The sequence below is a fragment of the Pseudomonas sp. SID14000 genome (assembly GCF_002165135.1).
Lineage (GTDB): Bacteria > Pseudomonadota > Gammaproteobacteria > Pseudomonadales > Pseudomonadaceae > Aquipseudomonas.
In genome coordinates, this window is record NZ_NFZQ01000010.1 from 1 (window position 1) to 20,780 (window position 20,780).

Below are 20,780 nucleotides of genomic sequence, written 5' to 3' on the forward strand. Positions count from 1 at the left end.
ACCCGATTCACCGCCGTTACCAGTACGACCCGGCTGGAGAGTTGGTGCGAACCCTCGACAAGCTGCGGGGCGAGATCAAGTACGAGTATGAAGCGAACGGCCAGTTGCGCAGCCGCGATACCGGCTCACTGGTGGGTAGCGAGGAATTCCGCTACGACGCGGCGGCCAACCGTCTGGACTTCAACGCGCGGCAGTTCGACAAGGTCAAGGACAATCGGATCAAACAGTGGCGGGATCAGGAGTACCGTTATGATCCGTGGGGCAACCTGATCGAGAAGCGCTCGGGGCATAGCAAGCTGCAGAGCTTTAGCTATGACTGCGAGAACCGGCTGGTGCGGGCGGAGACGCTGGTCAATGGCAAGCTGGAGAGTACCGGGCACTACCGTTACGACAGCCTGGGGCGGCGAATAGCCAAGCAGGCGGAAATCAACGGCGAAGTCGAGCAGAAGCGCTTCCTCTGGCAAGGGCTGAGAATGCTGCGGGAGGAGACGCCAAGGCAGAGCATCCTGTACCTGTATGAGCCGGGTAGCTATGCGCCGTTGGCGCGGGTTGATCAGGCTGATGGGGCGGGCATGCCTGGGTGAGTTGGCGGCCGATGAAGTGCAGCGCCTGGTGACCCATGAGCGGGGGGCGACAAGACGGTGCTGCGCGATATCGAGGAGGAAGCGAACAAGGGGTTCGGCCAGCGCACCGAAGGGCACTGGGAGTACCCGGTGCGCTTGCCGTTCCTGATTCGCGCGATTGCCCTGCCGGTGCATGCCGAAGGGCGCCTGGCCGGGAGCATTGCCTTGCACTGGCCGCTGGACCAGGCAACGGTGGAGCGAGCGTTGAACCTGCACTTGAACAGCCTGGCGACCACGGTGGGCGAGGTGCAGCGGGCTTTGGTAGTTTGAGTCAACCTGTACCGGCCTCTTCGCGGGTAAACCCGCTCCCACAGGGAAAGTGCATTGCCCGGGGCTGCCCGGTACTTGTGGGAGCGGGTTCCCCCGCGAAGAGGCCAGTGCAGCAAACAGCAAAAAGAAGCGGTGTCCAAGGCCCTTCAGCGCTCAAGGCTGTAGATCCGGCACTCCGCCAGCAACGCCAGCAGGTTTGGCTCCCGCTATGCTGCTGCAAGCGATATTGCGGCTTTAGTGCAATCAGCCTGACCCGGTTTCGTACACCGCAGCGATACGCCTTGGTAGCAGGGCAGAGCCCACACCCGAGCTGACGATGCTCAGCAGGGTGAAGATATCGTTCACCTGCATGGCTACCTTGGGTTCGAAGCCGGCCTGCAGGAACACCCGGGCGCCATCGCGGTGGGTGACAAAGTTCTTCAGGCGCTGCAGCAGATCGACGTTGGAGCCCAGGGGCAGATCGATGTTGAGTTCGCTGCGGTGCAACTTGAGGCCCATGACCAGCTTGGGCACGGTTATTACCGTCGGCGAGTAGAGCGCACCCAGGCGGAAGCGCTGGCATAAAAGGTGGCGGGTTCGCGGGTATGGCGGACCATCTGCTCGGCCTCCTGGATCAGCTGGCGGCCTTCATGCTTGAACAGCGGGCAGCGCAGTGCGCTTTCCAGCGTGTGGATGGCGCGGTGCACGCTGACGGCGCTGGTGACCAGCTCCGCGGCGGCGCGGCCGAGGTTGCCGGTGCGCATTAAGACGAGGAAGGTTTCCAGCTTCTTGAGGGGCAGTGCTTCGTCGATCAGCATGTGTCCAGAGCCTGTAGAGTGTCTCCTGTAGGAGCGCCAGGTCATTGCATGGATTCGATCAAGGCCCACAACGCCGGGGCGTTGAAATCATCGATCACCAACCCGGCTCCCGCTGCCAGCAGCCGCTCCGGCGCCTGCGTAGTGGCCACGCCCACGGTAAAAATCCCCGCGCCACTTGCTGCCACCACCCCCGGCAGCGAATCCTCGAAGGCCAGTGCCTGCCCGGCCTCGGCACCCAGCCGCTGCAACCCGGTCAGGTAGGGCAACGGGTCCGGCTTGGGCCGTGCCAGTTCCTCGGCCACCAGCACATGCGCGAAGCGCTGGCCCAGGCCCATGGCGTTCAACATGTGCTCGGCGTTCAGCCGCGGTGCATTGGTCACCACGCACATGCCGATGTCACGAGCCCGGGCATGTTCCAGCAGGCGCACCAGGCCCGGCATCGGCTCAAGAGCTGGCGACATGTCGCGGAACAGCGCCTCCTTGCGGTCGGCCAGCACCTGGCACTGCTCGGCGCTGGCATCGGCAAACAACTCGGCGAACAGCTCGCCATTGGCGCGGCCGCTGACCTGGGCATTGAACTGCGCCTGGCTCAGCTCGCGGCCGTCATGCTCGCGCAGCAGTTGGCGAAAGGCCTGCAGGTGCAAGGTGTCAGTGTCGGTGAGGGTTCCGTCGAGGTCGAACAGCAGGGCAGTCAGCATTGGGTATCCAGGTCAAGAAATCGTGGGCGGGCCAGAAGGGAGATTCTTTGCCTTTGGAGTTACGTGAACTTCGCTACTTCCTGAGTGTACTGGAGTACGGCAGCCTTGGCAGAGCTGTACTCCAACTCGGGGTTGGCGCTTGCGCATCGAGTGAGCAACTGTCGAAGCAGGAACGCCTACTGAGTAACCGTCCGTTGGCACGCTCCGGCTTCGAATATCATGCCGTGCCTGTCCTCGCTGGCGGCGCAGGGCGTGCAAGCCGGGCTTCCAACGGCTTGCACCCCATGCGGCAAAGGCTGAAGACTGGTTTGGTCATCAGTTCTGGTTGGCATAGGTGGCTGGGCGCAGGTAGCTGATCTTCTGCACCTTGCCGTCGCTGTCACGGTAGGTGAGGGTGGCGGTGTCGGCGTGGCCGGTGGCGTGGCTCGGGGCCTCCACCGCGATCACTTGGGCGATGTCCAGGTTCATGCCGTACTGGTACGGGGAGGCGGTCTGGGCGTAGGCGCCGACGCTGCTGCCGAGGGTCAGGGTGGCGATGGTGATTGCTTTGATGAAGGTCATGATCATTCTCCGTTAGTTTGGGTAGTGGGATCAGCGACTGCTTGCTGCCTGGGATAAATGTTGCGCGATAATGTTTAGTGCGCAAAGTATATTTCCACTATCATGTCTATTGAAGGGCTGCATCGTCGGAAAGACTGTGTGGGCCGCCACGATGGCTGATATGTTTCCCGCGCACCGGTTTGCGTCCGATCGACGCTGACCCATCAAGGAAGAAAAGCAATGAAAACAGTGCTCGGCTTGTTGCTCTTTATCTGCCTGGACATACCTGCATTCGCTGGCTACAAGACCATTGGCTTCAAGGTCTCGACATTACCGGACAGGCAAACTGACCGCCCGGTGGAGCTGGTCGTCTGGTACCCGAGTACGACCACTGCGACACCACAGTTGATCGCTGATACCCCGGTTTTCATCGGTGACCTCGCTGTGCGCGATGCACCTCCAGCTGCAGGCACGTATCCATTGGTGGTGCTTTCCCACGGCTTTCGCGGTAATTGGGGAAACCAGTCGTGGCTGGCCAGTGCACTGGCTCACCAAGGCTACATCGTGGCGGCGGTCAACCACCCTGGCACGACCACCCGCGATCGCAGCCCTGAGGCCGCGGCACAGTTGTGGCAGCGTCCCATCGACTTGCGGCGGGCCATCGATGCGGTCATGGCCCAGACGGATCAGTTCGGACGGGTGGCGAAGGGCCAAGTTGCAGTGGTCGGCCACTCACTGGGTGGCTGGACCGCACTGGAAATTGCCGGCGCCCGGTTCGATCCCAAGCGTTTTGCCCAGGACTGTTTCATCCATCCGCAGCTGTCGAGTTGCAGCGTCTACAAACAGATCAATGCCGATAGCGCCCCGGCATCGAAAGCTCGACTGGGCGGCGATCTGCGCGACAGTCGTGTCACCGCCATCGTTACCCTGGATCTTGGCCTGTCACGTGGCCTGACCGATGAAAGCCTTGCGGCTTTGCCAGTGCCGACGTTGGTGATTGCGGCCGGCGCGCCTTCTGAAGACCTTCCCGCGCAGCTGGAATCTGCTGACCTGGCCAAGCGTCTGCCCTTGGCGACGAGTCGTTATGTCGAGGTCGAGGACGCCAGCCATTTCAGCTTCTTGTCGGCGTGCAAACCAGGCGCGATGGCGTTGCTCGAAGACGATGCGCCAGGGGATGGTGTTATATGCCGGGACGGCGATAACGCCCGGTCGCGGGCGTCGATCCAGTTGCAGATTGCCTCGTTGGTGACTGAGTTCCTGGAGCAGCATTTCGCAACGGGTGACCGTTGATCCCGGTCAGCCCCCGCTCGTTCAGGATGTCAATCCGAGGTGATCTGGGGGCAGTCTGGGCTGGCACACTTCTGGGCAGCGGGCGCTAATCAAGGGGGGGGCACAGATGCCATGCTGGAGCCGAGAGAGCATCCAGTCGATAAATACCTGGGTCTCGGCGACTGCCTCCTGCGACACCCCATAGTAGTAGCGAGTCAGCGGCAGTCGTAGATGAGGCAGCGGGGTGTGCAGTCGGCCGGTGGCAAGATCCTTGCCCAGCAGCGTGGCCGGACACAGCGCCAGGCCAAGGCCGTCGACGGCAGCTTGCAGCACCAGGTGCATGTGATCGAACTGCAGCGCTGGCCGTTGTCTTGCCTGGCTGACACCGGCCAGCTTGCACCAGGCCTGCCAATCCCCACTGCGTGTCCTGCCCGAGAGCAGGGTATGGCGCAGCACATCCGACGACGCCTGAACCGGTATCGCCTCCAGAAGAGAAGGCGCGGCGACCAGCAGCAGCTCGTCCTCGAACAGCATGTTCGGTTCCAGGTTGGCCGCCCAGCCTGCGCTGCCCCGACGCACCACCAAATCGAAGGCCTCACGCGATGGGTCCGGGGCCAGGGTGCTGGTCACGATTTCGGGCTGGATTTCCGGAAACTGCGTCATGAAATCGGGTAACCGAGGGATCAGCCAGCGCACGGCAAAGGAGGGGCGCACGTTGATGATTACCTTGCGCGATGTACTGCTTCGGGTCAGGGCCTGGGTGGCGTTGGCGATCTGCGCCAGGCCCAGGTTGATCTGTTCATAGTAAGTCTGGCCGCTCGGGGTGAGTAGCGACTGCCGATTTCGGCGTTCGAACAACATTACGCCCAGGTGCTCTTCGAGCAGGCGTATATGGCGGCTGACAGCACTGTGGGTGACGTGCAGCTCCTCGGCGGCACGGCTGAAGCTCTGGTGACGCGCAGCCGAGGCAAAGGCCCGGAGGGCATTCAAGGGTGGGAGGTCGCTGATCATGTGTCTAATTTTGTCACATCAGGGGCACAAATAAAGCGTTTGTCAGCGATGGTGTTTCACGCCACGCTGACGCCGCTCTATTTGTTCTGGTCTTCGTCCATGTGCGCAACAACCATCCGCTTCGCTGATCGGACTTCGCTGCGTGCGGCGTTGATCCTCGGGTGTCGTGGACGGCCCTAACACGCTTCAGTTCAATGCCAGGAGGCATTTTGCATGGCTAGCTATGGACTGTTCCTTGTCCTCGCGACTTTCACCGTGTTAAGCCCCGGTCCCGGGGTGGTGCTGACCCTCTCCAATGCCCTGCGCCACGGCTGGAGCGGTGCGCTGCCGGGGATCTTTGGCATCGCCTTGGGCGCTTTCATCGTCGCCGGGCTCTCGGCCAGCAGCGTGGGGTTGGTCCTGGCGACTTCGGCAACGGCGTTCACCGTGCTCAAGTACGTCGGCGCGTTGTACCTGTTGTACTTGGGGGGGAAGATGTGGCGTACCCAGCGTTTCATCCCGGCGTTTACCGTGACCGCCACGCAACCCTGGCGGCGCTTCGTCGAAGCGTTGTCGATCCAGCTGCTGAATCCCAAGGCTGGTTTCTTCTTCCTGGCGGTGTTTCCACAATTCATCAGTCCGCAGGACAACTACTACCGTCAGTTCTTCCTGCTGGTTTCATCCTACGCGTTGCTGGTCGTGCTGGTACACACCGGCTATGCGCTGATGGCCAATGGCGCCAGGGGCTGGTTGTCGAGCGACCGCGGTGCGCGAATTGTCGGCAAACTCTCCGGCATCACCTTCTTCTGTTTTGGTGTTCTGATGGCCTCGGCCAGTAAATGAACTGCTTCAAAACACTTTAACCAGGCGGCTGTGCGGGGGATTACGACGTGTCACTGCTTTACGGATAAAGTGCCCGTCATAATTGCATTCCAGGCAGGAATGCCCCCATGAAAAACATGAATTTTATTTATGGTGACGGATCTCTTAGCCTGATGGTTCCCGCATATGGAGATGACGCGATGAACAATTCCAGGCTGTGCTTGTACGTTGACGCTCAATTCACCAGTCCTTACGCCATGTCGTGTTTTGTGGCACTTCGCGAAAAGGAAATCGAGTTCGAATTGAGTTCCCTTGACCTGGGCACACTGGAACATCAGGCGCAAGGTTTTTCCCGTCTTTCGCTGACGCAGAGAGTGCCCACCCTGGTGCATGGCGATTTTGCGTTGTCCGAGTCATCGGCAATCACAGAGTATCTTGAAGAGCTTTTTCCGCGGACGCCGATTTACCCAGTGAACTCACTGCTACGTGCCAGGGCGCGGCAAGTTCAGGCATGGCTACGCAGTGACCTGCTGCCCATTCGTCAGGAGCGTTCCACGCTCGGCGTATTCTATGGCGTCAAATCCGGCCCCTTGTCCGCCTCGGCTGAGTCTGCAAAACAAAAGTTGGTGAATGCAGCACAACTGTTGCTTGCCGATGATCCCGATTACCTGTTTGGTCGTTGGTCTATCGCTGATGTTGATCTCGCATTGATGCTCAATCGATTGATATTCAATGGTGACAGTCTTCCTGCCAGATTGGAGGATTATGCTCAGCGACAATGGCAGCGCCCGACCGTGCAGGAGTGGGTCAAGCTGACGCGACCTTTGCTATAGCGGCAGCGCATGGCGGTCAGGCGGGAAAGCGACATCACGTTTGCTGACATTTCAATGCCCTGTACTGGCATTTTCTCTGGAGTATCAGTCCAGGCAACCTGTTGCTTTTGATCGTAGCCGCGAAGCCGACGACGAAGGGGGCTGTTCAGCGTGCTCCGAAAAGAGTACAAATGTGCTCCATGGACAATCTAACCCCAAAACGCCGCGCCATCTTCGAGTTCATCCGTGAGCGTATCGCCGACCACGGCCAGCCGCCGAGCTTGGCCGATATCGCCACGCGCTTCGGTTTTGCCTCGCGCAGCGTGGCGCGCAAGCACATCACCGCCCTGTGCCAGGCCGGCTACATCGACGTCACGCCGAACCAGGCGCGGGGCATACGCCTGGCCGAACGGCTGCGCCGCCCGGAAATCCTCGAAGTGCCGGTGCTCGGCCAGGTGGCGGCAGGCGCCCCCATCGGCCCGGACCTCGACATTCACGAGCAGTTGCTGCTCGACCCCAGCCTGTTCCGCCGTACCCCCGACTACCTGCTGAAGGTGCGTGGCGACTCGATGATCGACGACGGCATTTTCGACGGCGACCTGGTCGGCATCCTCCAGCAGGCCGACGCCCGTGATGGCCAGATCGTGGTCGCGCGCCTGGACGGCGAGGTGACCATCAAGCGCCTGCAACGCCAGGGTGGCAATTACCGGCTGTTGCCACGCAACCCGGCCTATGCGCCCATCGATGTGCGACCTGAACAGGAGTTCTTCATCGAAGGCGTGTTCTGCGGCTTGCTGAGGCGTGACTGATGGGCGCGGTGGTCGACCTCGACAGGCTGCTCGACCAGCGCCGGGTATGGCGCGGTCGGCAGGCCCAGGCGCGGCCACTCGGCCTGCAGCCCACGGGCCATGCTGCCCTTGACCAGTGCCTGCCGGAAGGCGGTTGGCCGGCGTCTGCGCTCAGCGAACTGTTGCTGGCCAGCCCCGGCTGTGGCGAATTGCAGCTGCTGTGGCCAACCCTGGCCCGTTTGAGTGCCGAGGCCAGCCGAATCGTACTGGTGGCACCGCCATTCATTCCTTACGCCCCGGCCTGGCAGGCCGCAGGGGTGGACCTGCGCTGGCTGGTACAGGTGGCCGCCGAACCTGCAGATGCCCTGTGGGCTGCCGAGCAGTGCCTGCGTTCCGGCAGTTGCGCAGCGGTGCTGTGCTGGCCGGAGCGTGCCGATGACCGCGCCCTGCGGCGCTTGCAGGTGGCTGCCGAAACCGGCCAGGCGCTGGCCTTCGCCTGCAGGCCGCAACAGGCGGCGCATAACCCTTCACCTGCAGCGCTGCGCATTGCCATCGACACCCGTCCGGCACAATGGCGCGTGCTGAAAAGCCGTGGCGGCATGCCACCGGCGCAGCCCATCGCCTGCCCGGGGCGGGGCTGATGCAGCATGCTCTGGGCCTGCATCCTGTTCCCTCAGCTGGCGCTGGACACGGTCCTGCGTGAGCGTGACGACCCCGATACACCTCTGGTGCTGCTTGGCGGGCCGGCCCAGCGACGCGTACTGCAGGCGGTCAACCCGGCGGCGGCCGCGCTGGGCCTGCGGGCCGGGCAAACCCTGACGGCGGCACGTGCACTGGCCGATGGCTTCAGCTGCGTCGAAGCCGACCCCAGGCGCATCGACCAGGTGCAGCAGTTGCTGGCAGCCTGGGCCTACCGCTTCAGCGCCCAGGTCAGCCTGCACTACCCACGGGCGCTGTTGCTGGAGGTGGGCTCCAGCCTGCAGCTGTTCGGCCCCTGGCCGCTGTTCGAGGCACGCCTGCGCCAGGAGCTGGCGGAACTGGGCTTGCGCCAACGCATCGTCCTGGCCAGCAACCCGGTGGCGGCGCGCATGCTCGCCAACGGCCACGATGGCTTGGCCGTGAGCGATGCCGACGCCACCCGCGCGGCGCTGCTGGGTATGCCCATCGAGCGTATCGGCTTGCCTGCGCAGGCTGCCGAAGCCTTTGCCCGCATGGGGCTGCGTCAGTTGAGCCAGGTACTGGCCTTGCCCCGCGACAGCCTGGCCAGGCGCTTTCCGGCCCAGGTGCAATTGCACCTTGACCAACTGCTCGGCCTGCGCAACCTGGGGTTGGACTTCTACCAGCCTCCGGACCGTTTCGAGACCCGGCTGGAGCTGAACTTCGACGTCGAATCACACCAGGCCCTGCTGTTCCCGATGCGGCGCATGCTCAACGACCTTGCCGCGTTCCTCGCCGGGCGTGACTGTGGCGTGCAGCGTTTCTGCCTGCACCTGGAGCACGCCGAAGGGCCGGATACCTTGCTGAGGGTGGGCCTGCTGGCCGCCGAACGCGATGCCGCGATGCTGTTCGAACTGGCGCGCGGGCGCCTGGAACCGCTGCGCATTCCCGCACCGGTGCGCAACCTGCGGCTGGTTGCCGAGGACCTGCCGCCCTTCGTGCCGCAGCACCAGGCATTGTTCGACCCGCGTGCACAACAGGCGCAACCCTGGGAACAATTGCGCGAACGGCTGCGCGCCCGCCTGGGGGATGAGGCGGTCAAGGGCCTGAGCGCGGCAGCCGATCATCGCCCCGAATGTGCCTGGCAAGCGGTAGAGCAGGGTGCCCAGGGCAACATGCCGGTCGTCCCTGGCAGTCGCCCTGGCTGGCTGCTGCCGGCTCCCGTGGCACTGGACGAAGCCGGCTGTCGCGTGCAAGGCCATGCCGAGCGCATCGAGTCGGGCTGGTGGGATGGCGGTGATGTGCGCCGCGACTATTACCGCATCGAAACCCGTGACGGCCTGCGCGGCTGGGCCTACCGCGACTTGGGCAAGGCCGGCCCGTTGTGGCTGCAGGGCTGGTTCGCATGAACACCCCGGGTTATGCCGAGCTGCATTGCCTGTCCAACTTCAGTTTCCAGCGCGGCGCGTCGAGCGCCGACGAGCTGTTCCGGCGTGCGCGTGAACAGGGCTACCAGGCGCTGGCGATCACTGACGAATGTACTTTGGCCGGCATCGTCCGTGCCTGGCAGGCGGCGAAGGAACACCAGCTGCGGCTGATCGTGGGCAGTGAAGTGCAGTTGCAGGATGGCCCCAGGCTGGTGCTGCTGGTGCAGGACCTGGCCGGCTATCAGAACCTGTGCGCGCTGATCACCCGGGCCCGGCGGCGGGCGCAGAAGGGCGAGTACCAACTGTTTCGCGATGACCTGCAGCAGCATCATCAGGGCCTGCTGGCATTGTGGGTGTCCGATGACAGTGGCGATGCCACCCCCGGGCAGTGGCTGCGCAGCGTATTCGGCGAGCGCCTGTGGCTGGCCGTGCACCTGCACCGCGGCAGTGACGATACCTTGCGCCTTGAACGCTTGCGCGGCCTGGCGGCCAGGGTCGGCATTCGCGCCGTGGCCTGTGGCGACGTGCACATGCACGTGCGCGGTCGTCGCGCCCTGCAAGATTGCATGACCGCCATTCGCCAACATTGCCTGGTGGCCGAGGCCGGGCGCTTCCTGTTTGCCAATGGCGAGCGGCACCTGCGCAGCCAGGCGCAACTGGGCGAACTCTATCCTGCCGACCTGCTGGCCGAGACCTTGGCCATCGCTGCGCGCTGTCAGTTCGAACTGAGCGAGTTGAAATACCAGTACCCACGCGAACTGGTGCCCCAGGGGCATACCCCGGCGAGCTGGTTGCGCCAATTGTGCCAGCAGGGTTTGCCATTGCGCTGGCCAGGCGGGCCGAGCGGCAAGGTGCGGGAGGTACTGGCCAGGGAGCTGGCGCTGATCGAGGAGCTGGGCTACGAAAGCTACTTCCTGACTGTACACGACATCGTCGCCTTCGCCCGCAGCCAGCGCATTCTGTGCCAGGGCCGGGGGTCGGCTGCCAACTCGGTGGTGTGCTTCGTGTTGGGCATTACCGAGCTCGACCCCATGGAACACCACCTGCTGTTCGAGCGTTTCCTGTCGCGCGAGCGCAATGAGCCGCCGGACATCGACGTGGACTTCGAGCACGACCGGCGCGAGGAGGTGATCCAGTATGTGTTCCGTCGCTATGGTCGGCACCGGGCGGCGCTCACTGCGGTGGTCAACACTTACCATGCCGCCGGTGCGGTGCGGGATGTGGCACGGGTGCTGGGGCTGCCCGCCGACCAGGTGGACGCGCTGGCCAAATGTTGTGGCCGCTGGAGCGATCGCATACCCGATGACCAGCGCCTGGCCGAGGCCGGTTTCGAGGCGGGCAGCCCTTCGCTGCGGCGGGTGCTGGTGCTGGCCGGCGAACTGATCGGCTTCCCCCGGCACCTGTCACAGCACCCGGGCGGTTTCGTTATCTCGCAGCAACCCCTGGACGAGCTGGTGCCGGTGGAGAATGCCGCGATGCCGGAGCGCACGGTGATCCAGTGGGACAAGGACGACCTGGACATGGTCGGCCTGCTCAAGGTCGACGTGTTGGCGCTGGGCATGCTCAGCGCCTTGCGGCGTTGCTTCGACCTGCTGCAACAGCACCGTGGCCGGCATCTGACCCTGGCGACCATCCCCGGCGAAGACCCGGCCACCTACGCGATGATCAGCCGTGCCGAGACCATGGGCGTGTTCCAGATCGAGTCACGCGCGCAAATGGCCATGTTGCCGCGGCTGCGGCCCGAAAAGTTCTACGACCTGGTCATCGAGGTAGCCATCGTCCGCCCCGGGCCGATCCAGGGTGACATGGTCCACCCTTACCTGCGCCGGCGCCTGAAGCAGGAGCCGGTGACTTACCCCTCGCCGCAACTGAAGGCAGTGTTCGAGCGTACCCTGGGCGTGCCGCTGTTCCAGGAGCAGGTGATGGAACTGGCGATGGTCGCGGCCGACTACACCCCGGGCGAGGCCGACCAGTTGCGCCGCAGCATGGCCGCCTGGAAACGCCACGGCGGCCTGGAACCGCACCGCGAGCGGTTGGTGCAGGGCATGTTGCGCAATGGCTACGAGTTGGCGTTTGCCGAGCGCATCTTCGAGCAGATCAAGGGCTTTGGCAGCTATGGCTTCCCGGAATCGCACGCGGCCAGCTTTGCCTTGCTGTGCTATGCCAGCAGCTGGCTCAAGTGCCATGAGCCGGCGATTTTCACCTGCGCACTGGTCAACAGCTGGCCCATGGGCTTCTACAGCCCAGACCAGTTGCTGCAAGAGGCCCGGCGCCAGGGTATCGAGGTCAGGCCGGTCGATGTGTGCCACAGTGACTGGGACTGCACGCTCGAGCCTGAGCCTGGAGAGACCCTGGCCATCCGCATGGGCTTGCGCCTGGTGCGCGGTCTTGCCGAGGCCGATGCCAGGCGCCTGGCGCAGGCGAGGGCGCAGCGGCCATGGCACGATGTCGAAGACCTGTGTCTGCGTGCCGGGCTCGACCCGCGTGCCCGCGCCCACCTGGCCGATGCCGGCGCGCTGCGCGCCTTGGCCAGCGATCGGCACCAGGCGCGCTGGCAGGTGGCGGCGGTGCAGCCGCAACTGCCTTTGTTCGCCGAAGTGGAGGCCTTGCCGGAAAGCGCCGTCGAACTGCCTGTCCCCAGCGTGGCGGAGGACCTGATGGCCGATTACCAGACCCTGGGTACCACGCTTGGGCCGCATCCGTTGGCCTTGTTACGCTCACGCCTGCGGGCGCTGGGCTGTCGCAGCTCATGCGAACTGCAAGGTGTCGGGCATGGTGACAACATTGCCGTGGCCGGATTGGTGGTGGGTCGCCAGCGGCCACAGACCGCCAGTGGGGTGACCTTCGTCACCCTGGAGGACGAGCACGGCATGGTCAATGTGGTGGTGTGGCGGGACCTGGCCGAACGGCAGCGGCGGGCGCTGGTGGGGTCGCAGTTGCTCAAGGTCAGCGGGCGGCTGGAGCAGGAGAATGGCGTGCGCCACCTGATAGCGCGGCGGCTGGAGGATGTGAGCCCGTTGTTGCAAGGGCTGGATGTGCGCAGCCGGGATTTCCATTAATCCCCGGCACCCTGTGGGAGCGGCTTTAGCCGCGAACACCGGCGCAGCCGGTGCCATGCACCGCGTTGGATTCTTCGCGGCTAAAGCCGCTCCCACAGGGGGTGAGGATTGCTTGCGAATTCACTTCTCTCCCACAAAAAGCGATTTCGTGTCAGTCGCTACACCATCGCCAACCGCTGCTTGCGCGTCGGTGCCGGGAACGCCCGGTCGATTGCCCGCAGGTCTTCGCTGGTCAGGGTCAACGTACCCGCAGCCGCATTCAATTGCACATGTTCGGGCGCCACGGCCTTGGGAATGGCTATCACCCCGTCATCCCGGGTCACCCAGGCCAGGCTGACCTGTGCCGCTGTGGCCCCATGGCGCTCGGCGATTTCCGCCAGTACCGGGTGCTGCAACAGGCGCCCGGCCTGGGCCAGCGGACAGTAGGCCATGGTCGGTAGCGCGCGCTGCTCGCACCACGGCAAGAGGTCGAACTCGATGCCACGCTGGGCCGGGTTGTACAGCACCTGGTTGGTGGCGCAATCGGGGTTGTGCAGCTCGCGCAGGTCGTCGACGTCGAAATTGGAAACCCCCCAGCGCCTGATCTTGCCTTGCTCACGCAAGCGCTCGAAGGCCTCGATGGTTTCCTCCAGTGGGTGCTGGCCACGCCAGTGCAGCAGGTACAGGTCGATGCAGTCGGTACCCAGGCGGGTGAGGCTGCGCTCGCAGGCGGCCGGCATGCCGCGCCGGCTGGCATTGTGCGGGTACACCTTGCTGACCAGGAACACCTGGTCGCGGCGCCCGGCAATGGCCTGGCCAACGACTTCTTCCGCGCCACCTTCTGCATACATCTCGGCGGTATCGATCAGGCTCAGGCCAAGCTCGATACCCTGTTGCAGGGCTGCCACCTCGGCAGCCTTGCGGGCCGGGTTTTCACCCATGTACCAGGTGCCCTGGCCGATGGCCGGAACGCTCGAACCTGCCAGTTTCACGTAACGCATGTCACCTCCGGGATCCGGGTATTGGAAAGCAGTACCTCAAGCAGCGCTTGCGCCGCCGTGGAAAGCTTGTGTTCGCTGAGGGCAATCACACCGATGCGGCGCTCGACCGTGGGCTCGACCAAGGGCACGCAGCGGGCACCAAGCTCCTGCATCTGATTGATGCACAGTGCCGGCACGGCACTGACCCCCAGGCCACTGGCGACCATGCGGCCGACGGTCGACAGCTGGTGGCTCTCGAAAGCAACCGCCAGTTTGCCGTGGCGGGCGGCCACGTTCTGCTCCATCAGCAGGCGCACCGCCGAAGGGCGCTGCAGGGCCACGAAGTCTTCGGCCAGCAACTGTGCCCAGCTGACCTGGGGCAGCTGGGCCAAGGACGAATCGGCGGGCACCACGGCGACGAAGCGGTCCAGGTACAACGGGTGGAAATCCAGGCCATCGATGTTGTCCGGTTCGAAGCCGATGCCCAGTTCGACGCGGCGATGGCGCACCAGTTCCTGCACCTGCTCGTTGATCACGTCGTGCACGGTGACGTTGACCTTCGGGTAGCGCTGGCGAAATACCTTGAGCGAGTGGGGCAGCAGGTTGCCGGCAAAGGCCGGCATGGCGGCCACCGAAACCCGGCCCAGTTGCAGGGTGAAACGCTGGCGCAGCATCTCTTCGGTGTCGTCCCAGTCGGCCAGCAGGCGCCGCGCCAGCGGCAGCAGCACCTCGCCCTCGGCAGTCAGGCTGACGCTGCGCGTGGTGCGGCTGAGCAGGGCGCCACCAAGGTTCTCTTCCAGTGCCTTGATGGTCAGGCTCAGGGCCGGTTGCGAGACATGCAGGTGCTCACCGGCCTGGGCGAAGCTCTGGTACTTGGCCACGGTGACAAAGGCGCGCAGTTGCTTGACGTTCATGACAGGCCTGTTGGTTATTTTGCAAAAATTATTAATCGATGATTAAAACAAAATTAACAAATCAGTCGCTTGCGGTGAAGATGTCCCCACACGCTCACCGACAGCCTCGTCGGTTCAACAACTACAAAAGGCGGATCAGCATGGCCGGACTGGACAAGCGCGTTGCAACCTATGAACAGGCCCTCGAAGGCCTGACCGACAACATGACGGTACTGGCTGGTGGTTTCGGCCTGTGCGGCATCCCGGAAAACCTTATCAGCGAAATCAAGCGGCGTGGCGTCAAGGGCCTGACCGTGGTCTCCAACAACTGCGGCGTCGATGGCTTTGGCCTGGGCATGCTGTTGGAAGACCGGCAGATCCGCAAGATGGTCGCCTCCTACGTGGGCGAGAACGCCGAGTTCGAACGCCAGTTGCTGAGCGGCGAGCTGGAAGTGGAACTGACCCCGCAGGGCACCCTCGCCGAGAAAATGCGTGCTGGTGGCGCCGGCATCCCGGCCTTCTACACGGCCACCGGCTACGGCACCCCGGTTGCCGACGGCAAGGAAGTGCGCGAGTTCAACGGCCGCAAGTACATCCTCGAACAATCCATCACCGGCGACTTCGCCATCGTCAAGGGCTGGAAGGCCGACCACTACGGCAACGTGGTGTACCGCAACACCGCGCAAAACTTCAACCCGCTGGCGGCTACCGCCGGCAAGATCACCGTGGTCGAAGTGGAAGAGATCGTCGAACCTGGCGTGCTGTTGCCCAGCGAGATCCACACCCCGGGCATCTACGTGGACCGCGTCATCGTCGGCACCTTCGAAAAGCGTATCGAAAAGCGCACCGTCAAGGCCTGAGCGCCATTCACCAGAACAACAAAGAGATCCTGACCATGGCACTGACCCGCGAACAGATGGCGCAACGCGTCGCCCGTGAACTGAAGGACGGCTACTACGTCAACCTGGGTATCGGCATTCCAACCCTGGTGGCCAACTACGTACCCGCCGACATGGATGTGATGCTGCAATCGGAAAACGGCCTGCTCGGCATGGGCGAATTCCCTACCGAAGGCACCATCGATGCCGACATGATCAACGCCGGAAAGCAGACCGTCACCGCCCGCCGCGGCGCCTCGATCTTCGATTCGGCACAGTCGTTCGCCATGATTCGTGGTGGCCATGTCGACCTGACCGTGCTCGGCGCTTTCGAAGTGGATGTGCAAGGCAATATCGCCTCGTGGATGATCCCGGGCAAGCTGGTGAAGGGCATGGGCGGCGCCATGGACCTGGTGGCTGGTGCCGAGAACATCATCGTCACCATGACGCATGCCTCCAAGGACGGCGAGTCCAAGCTGCTGCCGCAGTGCAGCCTGCCGCTGACCGGTGCCGGCTGCATCCGCAAGGTGCTGACCGACCTGGCCTACCTGGAAATCGAAGACGGCGCCTTCATCCTGCGCGAGACCGCGCCGGGGGTGAGCGTTGAAGAAATCATCGAGAAGACCGCCGGCAAGCTGATCGTGCCGGATGATGTGAAGGAAATGACCTTCTAAGATTGCGAGCGTCACGCCCCCTGTAGGAGCAGCCTTGTGCTGCGAAGCGGCCAGCGCAGGCATGCACGAGATGTGTTGTCTGTACTGACCCCTTCGCAGCACAAGGCTGCTCCTGCAGGGGTTTTGCGTTTTTGCTGATGTGTCCGATAAAACCAATAAAAGGAATTGAACCGTGGCCGCTGAAATCCAAGACAGCCGCTCCGCCCGCTTTGCCTTGCGCTGCTCCAACTGGGCTGAACGCTGGTTCCCGGACTCCTGGGTATTCGCTGCCCTGGCGGTGATGCTGGTGGGCATCGGCGCCCTGGCCATGGGCGCCAAGCCGACCGACACTGCCAAGGCCTTTGGCGATGGCTTCTGGAGCCTGATCCCGTTCACCATGCAGATGGCCTTCGTGGTCATCGGCGGCTACGTGGTGGCCAGCTCGCCGCCCGCTGCGCGGTTGATCGACCGCCTGGCGCGCATCCCCGGCAATGGCCGTTCGGCGGTGTGCTGGGTGGCGCTGATCTCGATGCTGGCGTCGCTGCTTAACTGGGGCCTGTCGCTGGTGTTCGGTGGCCTGCTGGTGCGCGCCCTGGCCCGGCGCACCGAACTGAAGATGGACTACCGCGCAGCTGGTGCCGCCGCCTATCTGGGCCTGGGCGCCGTGTGGGCGCTTGGCCTGTCTTCGTCGGCGGCGCAACTGCAGGCCAACCCGGCCAGCCTGCCACCGTCGATCCTGTCGATTACCGGGGTGATCCCGTTCACCGAAACCATCTTCCTCTGGCAGTCCGGAGTGATGCTGGCGGCGTTGGTGGTGGTCTCGCTGGTGATCGCCTACGCCACGGCCCCTGGCCCGAACAGCGCGCGTAGCGCCCAGGACTGCGGGGTCGACCCCAGTTTCACCGCACCGCCGGCCCCCCAGCGCACTCGCCCGGGCGAGTGGCTGGAACACAGCCCGATCCTGATCCTGCTGCTGGTTGCCCTGGCCGCCGGCTGGCTGTACCAGGAGTTCGCCACCAAGCCCGCGATTACCGCCATTTCCGGGCTGAACACTTACAACCTGTTGTTCATCATGCTCGGTGCCTTGCTGCACTGGCGCCCGCGCAGCTTCCTGGATGCAGTGGCGCGCGCGGTTCCCACCACTACCGGCGTACTGATCCAGTTCCCGCTGTATGGTTCGATCGCGGCCATCCTCACCCAGGTGAAGGGCGTCGATGAGCAGACCCTGGCTCATCACATTTCGCTGTTCTTCACCCAGATTGCCACTCATGACACCTATGCGGTGTTGATGGGCGTGTATTCGGCGGTGCTGGGCTTCTTCATCCCTTCTGGTGGTGGCAAATGGATCATCGAGGCGCCCTACGTGATGCTGGTGGCCAATGACCTGCAATACCACCTGGGCTGGGCGGTGCAGATCTACAACGCCGCCGAAGCCTTGCCGAACCTGATCAACCCGTTCTACATGCTGCCGTTGCTGGGTGTGCTGGGGCTCAAGGCACGCGACCTGATCGGCTTCTCGTTCGTGCAGTTGCTGGTGCATGTGCCGCTGGTGCTGGTGTTGCTGTGGGCATTGGGTACGACGTTGCAGTACCTGCCGCCGGTGATGCCGTAAAGCCGGGGGCCGCTGTGCGGCCCATCACCGGCAAGCCAGCATTTCCTTGGCAGTCCACGTATGATGGCGAGGCTGCTTAAGACTGGAACCCGCGTCACATGTCTATCCGATTGAAACTGCTGCGAAAGAAACTGGGGATGACCCTGGAACTGCTGGCCGACAAGACCGGCATGACCAAAAGCTACCTGTCCAAGGTCGAACGCGGCCTGAACACCCCCTCGATCGCCGCCGCGCTAAAGCTGGCGCGGGCACTGAATGTCAATGTCGAAGAGCTGTTCGCCGAAGAGCAGGCCGGCCAGAGCCGCTACAGCCTGGTGCGCCATGGCGAGCGCCAGGCCCTGGTCGGTGACGGGGCAGGCCCGGGGTACGCTGCCCTCACCAGCCAGGTCGGGCAGCGCAGCCTGCTGCCGTTCCTGATCCAGCCGCCGTCGGAGTTCAGCGACCCCACGTTCAAGGAACACCTGGGCGAAGAGTTCCTGTTCGTCCACGCCGGCCAGGTGGAAGTGGACTTCATGAACGAGCGGGTGCTGCTGGAGCAAGGCGATGCTCTGCATTTCAATGCCCAGATTCCACACCGGCTAAGATCGGTAGGACCGTTGCCGGCGCAGTTGTTGGTCGTGGTACACCACGCAGACGAGTAAACGATGGGGGCGCCCGTGCGCTCCCACGGTTTTTCTCGTCGATGAAACGCTGGCGCCACTGTCGGTAGAGCTCCCATGCCATTCTGTTCGTCGTATTTTTGACGATATCGTCCATTGCTCATTGAATTTTATTATAGTGTCGAATCATTGACGCAATGTCATTGTGCCCATAAGCTCAATTCAACAGCGAAACAACTCCCGAACACCGCGCCAACAAATAGTTGATTTTCCTCTTTAAAGGAGGGGCGTATGCGCACGGCCCTGATTATCAAGTCGATGTCTTTGCTGGTGCTGTTAAGTGGTGCGGCGCGCGCGGCGGATGCGTATATCAATCAGAACAGTATCATTCCTGTTTCAACTGCAGGGTGGTTCTTTGCATTTGCCGTCGTTGGCTTCGTGGCAGTCGCCAACAGTGGAAGGATCTGAGTCCGCCAGCCTGAGTTTTACCCTGATGCAGCGGCCCGGGGCTTGGCTTGTCAATTTCCCAACCGTTGCTATATTGCCAGTAGCCCGTGTAGGTCCACGGTTGCAGGCAGCACAGCTCAGGCTGCACAGCGTCAAGGTAAGGCCTCCGGGAAGATCGAGGCCATCATGGCGGGCGTATGCCGTGAAGCGGAGCGAGAGTTGGTGTGCTGTTCTCATTCAGTGCTCTTTGTCGGGCCTTTTGGCCGGAGGGACCCTCATGGTGCGTTCAATGTTTGCCGCGTTCTGCATGTTGATGGTGTGGTCCGGTGCCGGTAACGCCGACCCGAACAATGCCGCCTACCTGCTCAGCCCCGGCGATGTGGTGATGGTGTCGGTATGGCAGGAAGAGAGCCTGCGTCAGGAAGCCACCGTACTTCCCGACGGCAGTATCACTTTCCCGCTGGCCGGGCGCATCGATGTTGCCGGGCTGGACGTAACGGCAGTTGAAAAACAAGTGGCTGCCAAACTCGAAAAATTCCTCCCCGACCCGAACGTCAGCGTTGTCGTCAAGAGCATCGCCGGCAACCTGGTCTATGTACAAGGCAAAGTGATCAAGCCCGGGCCGGTTCAAATGGCGGGCCCTACCGCAGTGCTGCAGGCTCTGAGCATGTCGGGCGGCCTGGACAAGTTTGCCGACGAAAGCGAAATCAAAGTGGTCCGCGGTAGCGGCGCTTCCCAAAAAATTCTGCCCGTGCGATATAAAGACCTGGTGTCTGGCCGGGATATGTCCACCAACATCCAACTTCAGGCTGGCGATACGCTGGTCGTTCCTTGATCTTGCCTTTAATAAGAACACTTAATGCCTCTTCTTAGAACAACTAGCTTTGCAACGGCAATCTTGGTGTTGCCGTTTACGGACACTGTCCTGGCAGCAAATTGGCAGTCTACGGTGGTGGTACCGACATCCGTCGAACATGACAGCAACCCCTTGCTGCTGTCGTCGGGTGAAAAGGGCGTAACGCGCACGATCATCGCGCCTGATTACACCCTGATCGGTACCTTCGACCGTGATGAACTGAGGTTGGGGCTGGGCATGCATGTATTGCGCTCGTCCGACACGGCGGTGGTCGACAACCGTGAAGACCCTGATGTAAGCCTGGGCTGGCAGCGCCAGACCGAGCGCGGGCGTTTTGGCCTGCTGGCGCGTTACAACGAAAGTTCGACGCTGTCAGGAACGGTACTGGATACCGGCGTGGTCACCACCGATGGTACGCAAAAGCTGTATACGCTGACCGGCAACTGGAGCCAGGCGGTTACCGAGCGCAGCACCCTGAGCAACGAAACCACGTACAACCGTGCCCGTTATGACATCAGTACGCTGACGGGGTACGACGAACTGGGCAACGTGTTCACCTGGACCTACGCCTGGAGCGAGCGGGCTGATGTGTATAGCCGCTTTGGCGCCCGGCGCTATGAACCCGAGCAGGACCAGACGGCGACGGCATCCAACAGCTACAGCCCGGCGGTCGGGGTCAAGTACCAGTTCTCCGAACGCCTCAGCGCCGATGCGCATGTGGGTGTCACCGAGGTTTCCGGCGACGAAGGTGGCCGACGTGGGGAGGGTGGGGTTGCGCTGCTGTACACCGGTGTGCGCGCCGACGCCAGCTTAACCGCCGAACGCAGTACGGTGGCCAGCGCCGAAGGCGGCTTCGCCGAGCTGGACCAGGTGCGCGGCGTGTGGAGTTACGCCGTCAGCGATCTGACCCGGGTAGGCGCGGACGCTGCCTGGCAGGACAGCAAAGGGCAGACCCCCAACACTCTGCAGACTTACAGCGTGTGGGCCAGCCGCGAGTTTTCGCCGCACTGGGACCTGCGCCTGTCGCTGATGTACAAGGAGCGGCAGCAGGATCACGAAGCCGATGCGAACGCAACGATCGTGGGTTTGACATTGACGTACAGGTACCCCGACATCTGAACTTCAGGCAGG

At 63.1% G+C, this 20,780-nt stretch carries 19 protein-coding genes and 4 pseudogenes; 17 read left to right on the forward strand and 6 right to left on the reverse strand.

What is annotated here, in order from left to right:
* A pseudogene (locus tag CAY82_RS15955) lies at positions 1 to 584 on the forward strand (type IV secretion protein Rhs); the annotation flags it as partial.
* Positions 562 to 893, forward strand: a pseudogene (locus CAY82_RS15960) (IclR family transcriptional regulator); the annotation flags it as partial. The pseudogenes CAY82_RS15955 and CAY82_RS15960, both read left to right, overlap by 23 nt.
* A gap of 146 nt (positions 894 to 1,039) precedes the next feature.
* On the opposite strand, the pseudogene CAY82_RS15965 reads toward CAY82_RS15960, so the two are convergent.
* Together CAY82_RS15965 and CAY82_RS15970 are read right to left on the reverse strand one after the other, a co-directional pair.
* Positions 1,040 to 1,690, reverse strand: a pseudogene (locus tag CAY82_RS15965) (LysR family transcriptional regulator).
* Between the two features lie 41 nt (positions 1,691 to 1,731).
* Positions 1,732 to 2,388 carry an HAD family phosphatase gene (locus CAY82_RS15970; protein WP_087502073.1) on the reverse strand — a complete coding sequence of 219 codons (657 nt, stop codon included), beginning with the start codon at positions 2,386 to 2,388 and terminating at the stop codon, positions 1,732 to 1,734.
* A 53-nt stretch (positions 2,389 to 2,441) separates the two neighbouring features.
* Here CAY82_RS15970 and CAY82_RS27085 point away from each other — a divergent pair.
* A pseudogene (locus CAY82_RS27085) lies at positions 2,442 to 2,672 on the forward strand (LysR family transcriptional regulator); the annotation flags it as partial.
* A 31-nt stretch (positions 2,673 to 2,703) separates the two neighbouring features.
* Here the strand turns inward: CAY82_RS27085 and CAY82_RS15980 are convergent.
* Positions 2,704 to 2,949 carry a DUF2790 domain-containing protein gene (locus CAY82_RS15980; RefSeq protein ID WP_170931088.1) on the reverse strand — a complete coding sequence of 82 codons (246 nt, stop codon included), beginning with the start codon at positions 2,947 to 2,949 and terminating at the stop codon, positions 2,704 to 2,706.
* Positions 2,950 to 3,168: 219 nt separating this feature from the next.
* On the opposite strand from CAY82_RS15980, the gene CAY82_RS15985 reads away from it, so the two are divergent.
* Positions 3,169 to 4,218: an alpha/beta fold hydrolase gene (locus tag CAY82_RS15985; RefSeq protein ID WP_087502076.1), complete on the forward strand. Its 1,050-nt coding sequence runs from the start codon at positions 3,169 to 3,171 to the stop codon at positions 4,216 to 4,218.
* A gap of 21 nt (positions 4,219 to 4,239) precedes the next feature.
* Here the strand turns inward: CAY82_RS15985 and CAY82_RS15990 are convergent, their stop codons facing one another.
* Positions 4,240 to 5,208, reverse strand: a complete 969-nt coding sequence (locus CAY82_RS15990) for a LysR substrate-binding domain-containing protein (RefSeq protein WP_256576288.1) — start codon at positions 5,206 to 5,208, stop codon at positions 4,240 to 4,242.
* A 213-nt stretch (positions 5,209 to 5,421) separates the two neighbouring features.
* Between CAY82_RS15990 and CAY82_RS15995 the strand changes: the two genes are divergently transcribed.
* The 6 genes from CAY82_RS15995 to CAY82_RS16020 all read left to right on the forward strand — a co-directional run bounded on the left by CAY82_RS15995 (position 5,422) and on the right by CAY82_RS16020 (position 12,752).
* A complete protein-coding gene (locus tag CAY82_RS15995) occupies positions 5,422 to 6,030 on the forward strand; it encodes a LysE family translocator (RefSeq protein ID WP_087502077.1) in 609 nt (202 codons plus the stop codon).
* 179 nt (positions 6,031 to 6,209) lie between these two features.
* The gene (gene yfcF, locus CAY82_RS16000) at positions 6,210 to 6,842 is read left to right on the forward strand and encodes a glutathione transferase (protein ID WP_087502294.1); all 633 of its coding nucleotides are present in this window, start codon (positions 6,210 to 6,212) and stop codon (positions 6,840 to 6,842) included.
* 170 nt (positions 6,843 to 7,012) lie between these two features.
* Entirely contained in the window at positions 7,013 to 7,630 is a 618-nt protein-coding gene (lexA, locus tag CAY82_RS16005) for a transcriptional repressor LexA (protein WP_025339260.1), read from the forward strand.
* Entirely contained in the window at positions 7,630 to 8,250 is a 621-nt protein-coding gene (gene imuA, locus CAY82_RS16010) for a translesion DNA synthesis-associated protein ImuA (RefSeq protein WP_087502078.1), read from the forward strand. The genes lexA and imuA overlap by 1 nt, the downstream gene beginning before the upstream one ends.
* A gap of 6 nt (positions 8,251 to 8,256) precedes the next feature.
* On the forward strand, positions 8,257 to 9,675 hold the full coding sequence (locus tag CAY82_RS16015; protein WP_087502079.1) for a DNA polymerase Y family protein: 1,419 nt from the start codon (positions 8,257 to 8,259) through the stop codon (positions 9,673 to 9,675).
* The gene (locus CAY82_RS16020) at positions 9,672 to 12,752 is read left to right on the forward strand and encodes an error-prone DNA polymerase (protein WP_087502080.1); all 3,081 of its coding nucleotides are present in this window, start codon (positions 9,672 to 9,674) and stop codon (positions 12,750 to 12,752) included. The genes CAY82_RS16015 and CAY82_RS16020 overlap by 4 nt, the downstream gene beginning before the upstream one ends.
* A gap of 158 nt (positions 12,753 to 12,910) precedes the next feature.
* Here CAY82_RS16020 and CAY82_RS16025 read toward each other — a convergent pair whose 3' ends face one another.
* Positions 12,911 to 13,732 (reverse strand): aldo/keto reductase, encoded by an 822-nt coding sequence (locus tag CAY82_RS16025; RefSeq protein WP_087502081.1) that lies wholly within the window; start codon positions 13,730 to 13,732, stop codon positions 12,911 to 12,913.
* The gene (locus tag CAY82_RS16030; RefSeq protein WP_087502082.1) at positions 13,720 to 14,625 is read right to left on the reverse strand and encodes a LysR family transcriptional regulator; all 906 of its coding nucleotides are present in this window, start codon (positions 14,623 to 14,625) and stop codon (positions 13,720 to 13,722) included. Before CAY82_RS16030 ends, CAY82_RS16025 begins: the two co-directional genes overlap by 13 nt.
* 140 nt (positions 14,626 to 14,765) lie before the next feature.
* On the opposite strand from CAY82_RS16030, the gene CAY82_RS16035 reads away from it, so the two are divergent.
* From CAY82_RS16035 to CAY82_RS16060, 7 genes are all read left to right on the forward strand, one after another.
* On the forward strand, positions 14,766 to 15,464 hold the full coding sequence (locus tag CAY82_RS16035) for a CoA transferase subunit A (RefSeq protein ID WP_087502083.1): 699 nt from the start codon (positions 14,766 to 14,768) through the stop codon (positions 15,462 to 15,464).
* Positions 15,465 to 15,499: 35 nt separating this feature from the next.
* Positions 15,500 to 16,156, forward strand: a complete 657-nt coding sequence (locus tag CAY82_RS16040; protein WP_025339254.1) for a CoA transferase subunit B — start codon at positions 15,500 to 15,502, stop codon at positions 16,154 to 16,156.
* A gap of 172 nt (positions 16,157 to 16,328) precedes the next feature.
* Entirely contained in the window at positions 16,329 to 17,747 is a 1,419-nt protein-coding gene (locus CAY82_RS16045) for a short-chain fatty acid transporter (RefSeq protein WP_087502084.1), read from the forward strand.
* Between the two features lie 98 nt (positions 17,748 to 17,845).
* On the forward strand, positions 17,846 to 18,388 hold the full coding sequence (locus CAY82_RS16050) for a helix-turn-helix domain-containing protein (RefSeq protein ID WP_087502085.1): 543 nt from the start codon (positions 17,846 to 17,848) through the stop codon (positions 18,386 to 18,388).
* Positions 18,389 to 18,637: 249 nt separating this feature from the next.
* Positions 18,638 to 18,814, forward strand: a complete 177-nt coding sequence (gene eppA / locus CAY82_RS26710) for an EPS-associated small membrane protein EppA (protein ID WP_170931089.1) — start codon at positions 18,638 to 18,640, stop codon at positions 18,812 to 18,814.
* Between the two features lie 256 nt (positions 18,815 to 19,070).
* The gene (locus CAY82_RS16055; protein ID WP_087502086.1) at positions 19,071 to 19,628 is read left to right on the forward strand and encodes a polysaccharide biosynthesis/export family protein; all 558 of its coding nucleotides are present in this window, start codon (positions 19,071 to 19,073) and stop codon (positions 19,626 to 19,628) included.
* 24 nt (positions 19,629 to 19,652) lie between these two features.
* The gene (locus CAY82_RS16060) at positions 19,653 to 20,768 is read left to right on the forward strand and encodes a hypothetical protein (protein ID WP_087502087.1); all 1,116 of its coding nucleotides are present in this window, start codon (positions 19,653 to 19,655) and stop codon (positions 20,766 to 20,768) included.
* The last annotated feature ends 12 nt before the right edge of the window (positions 20,769 to 20,780 follow it).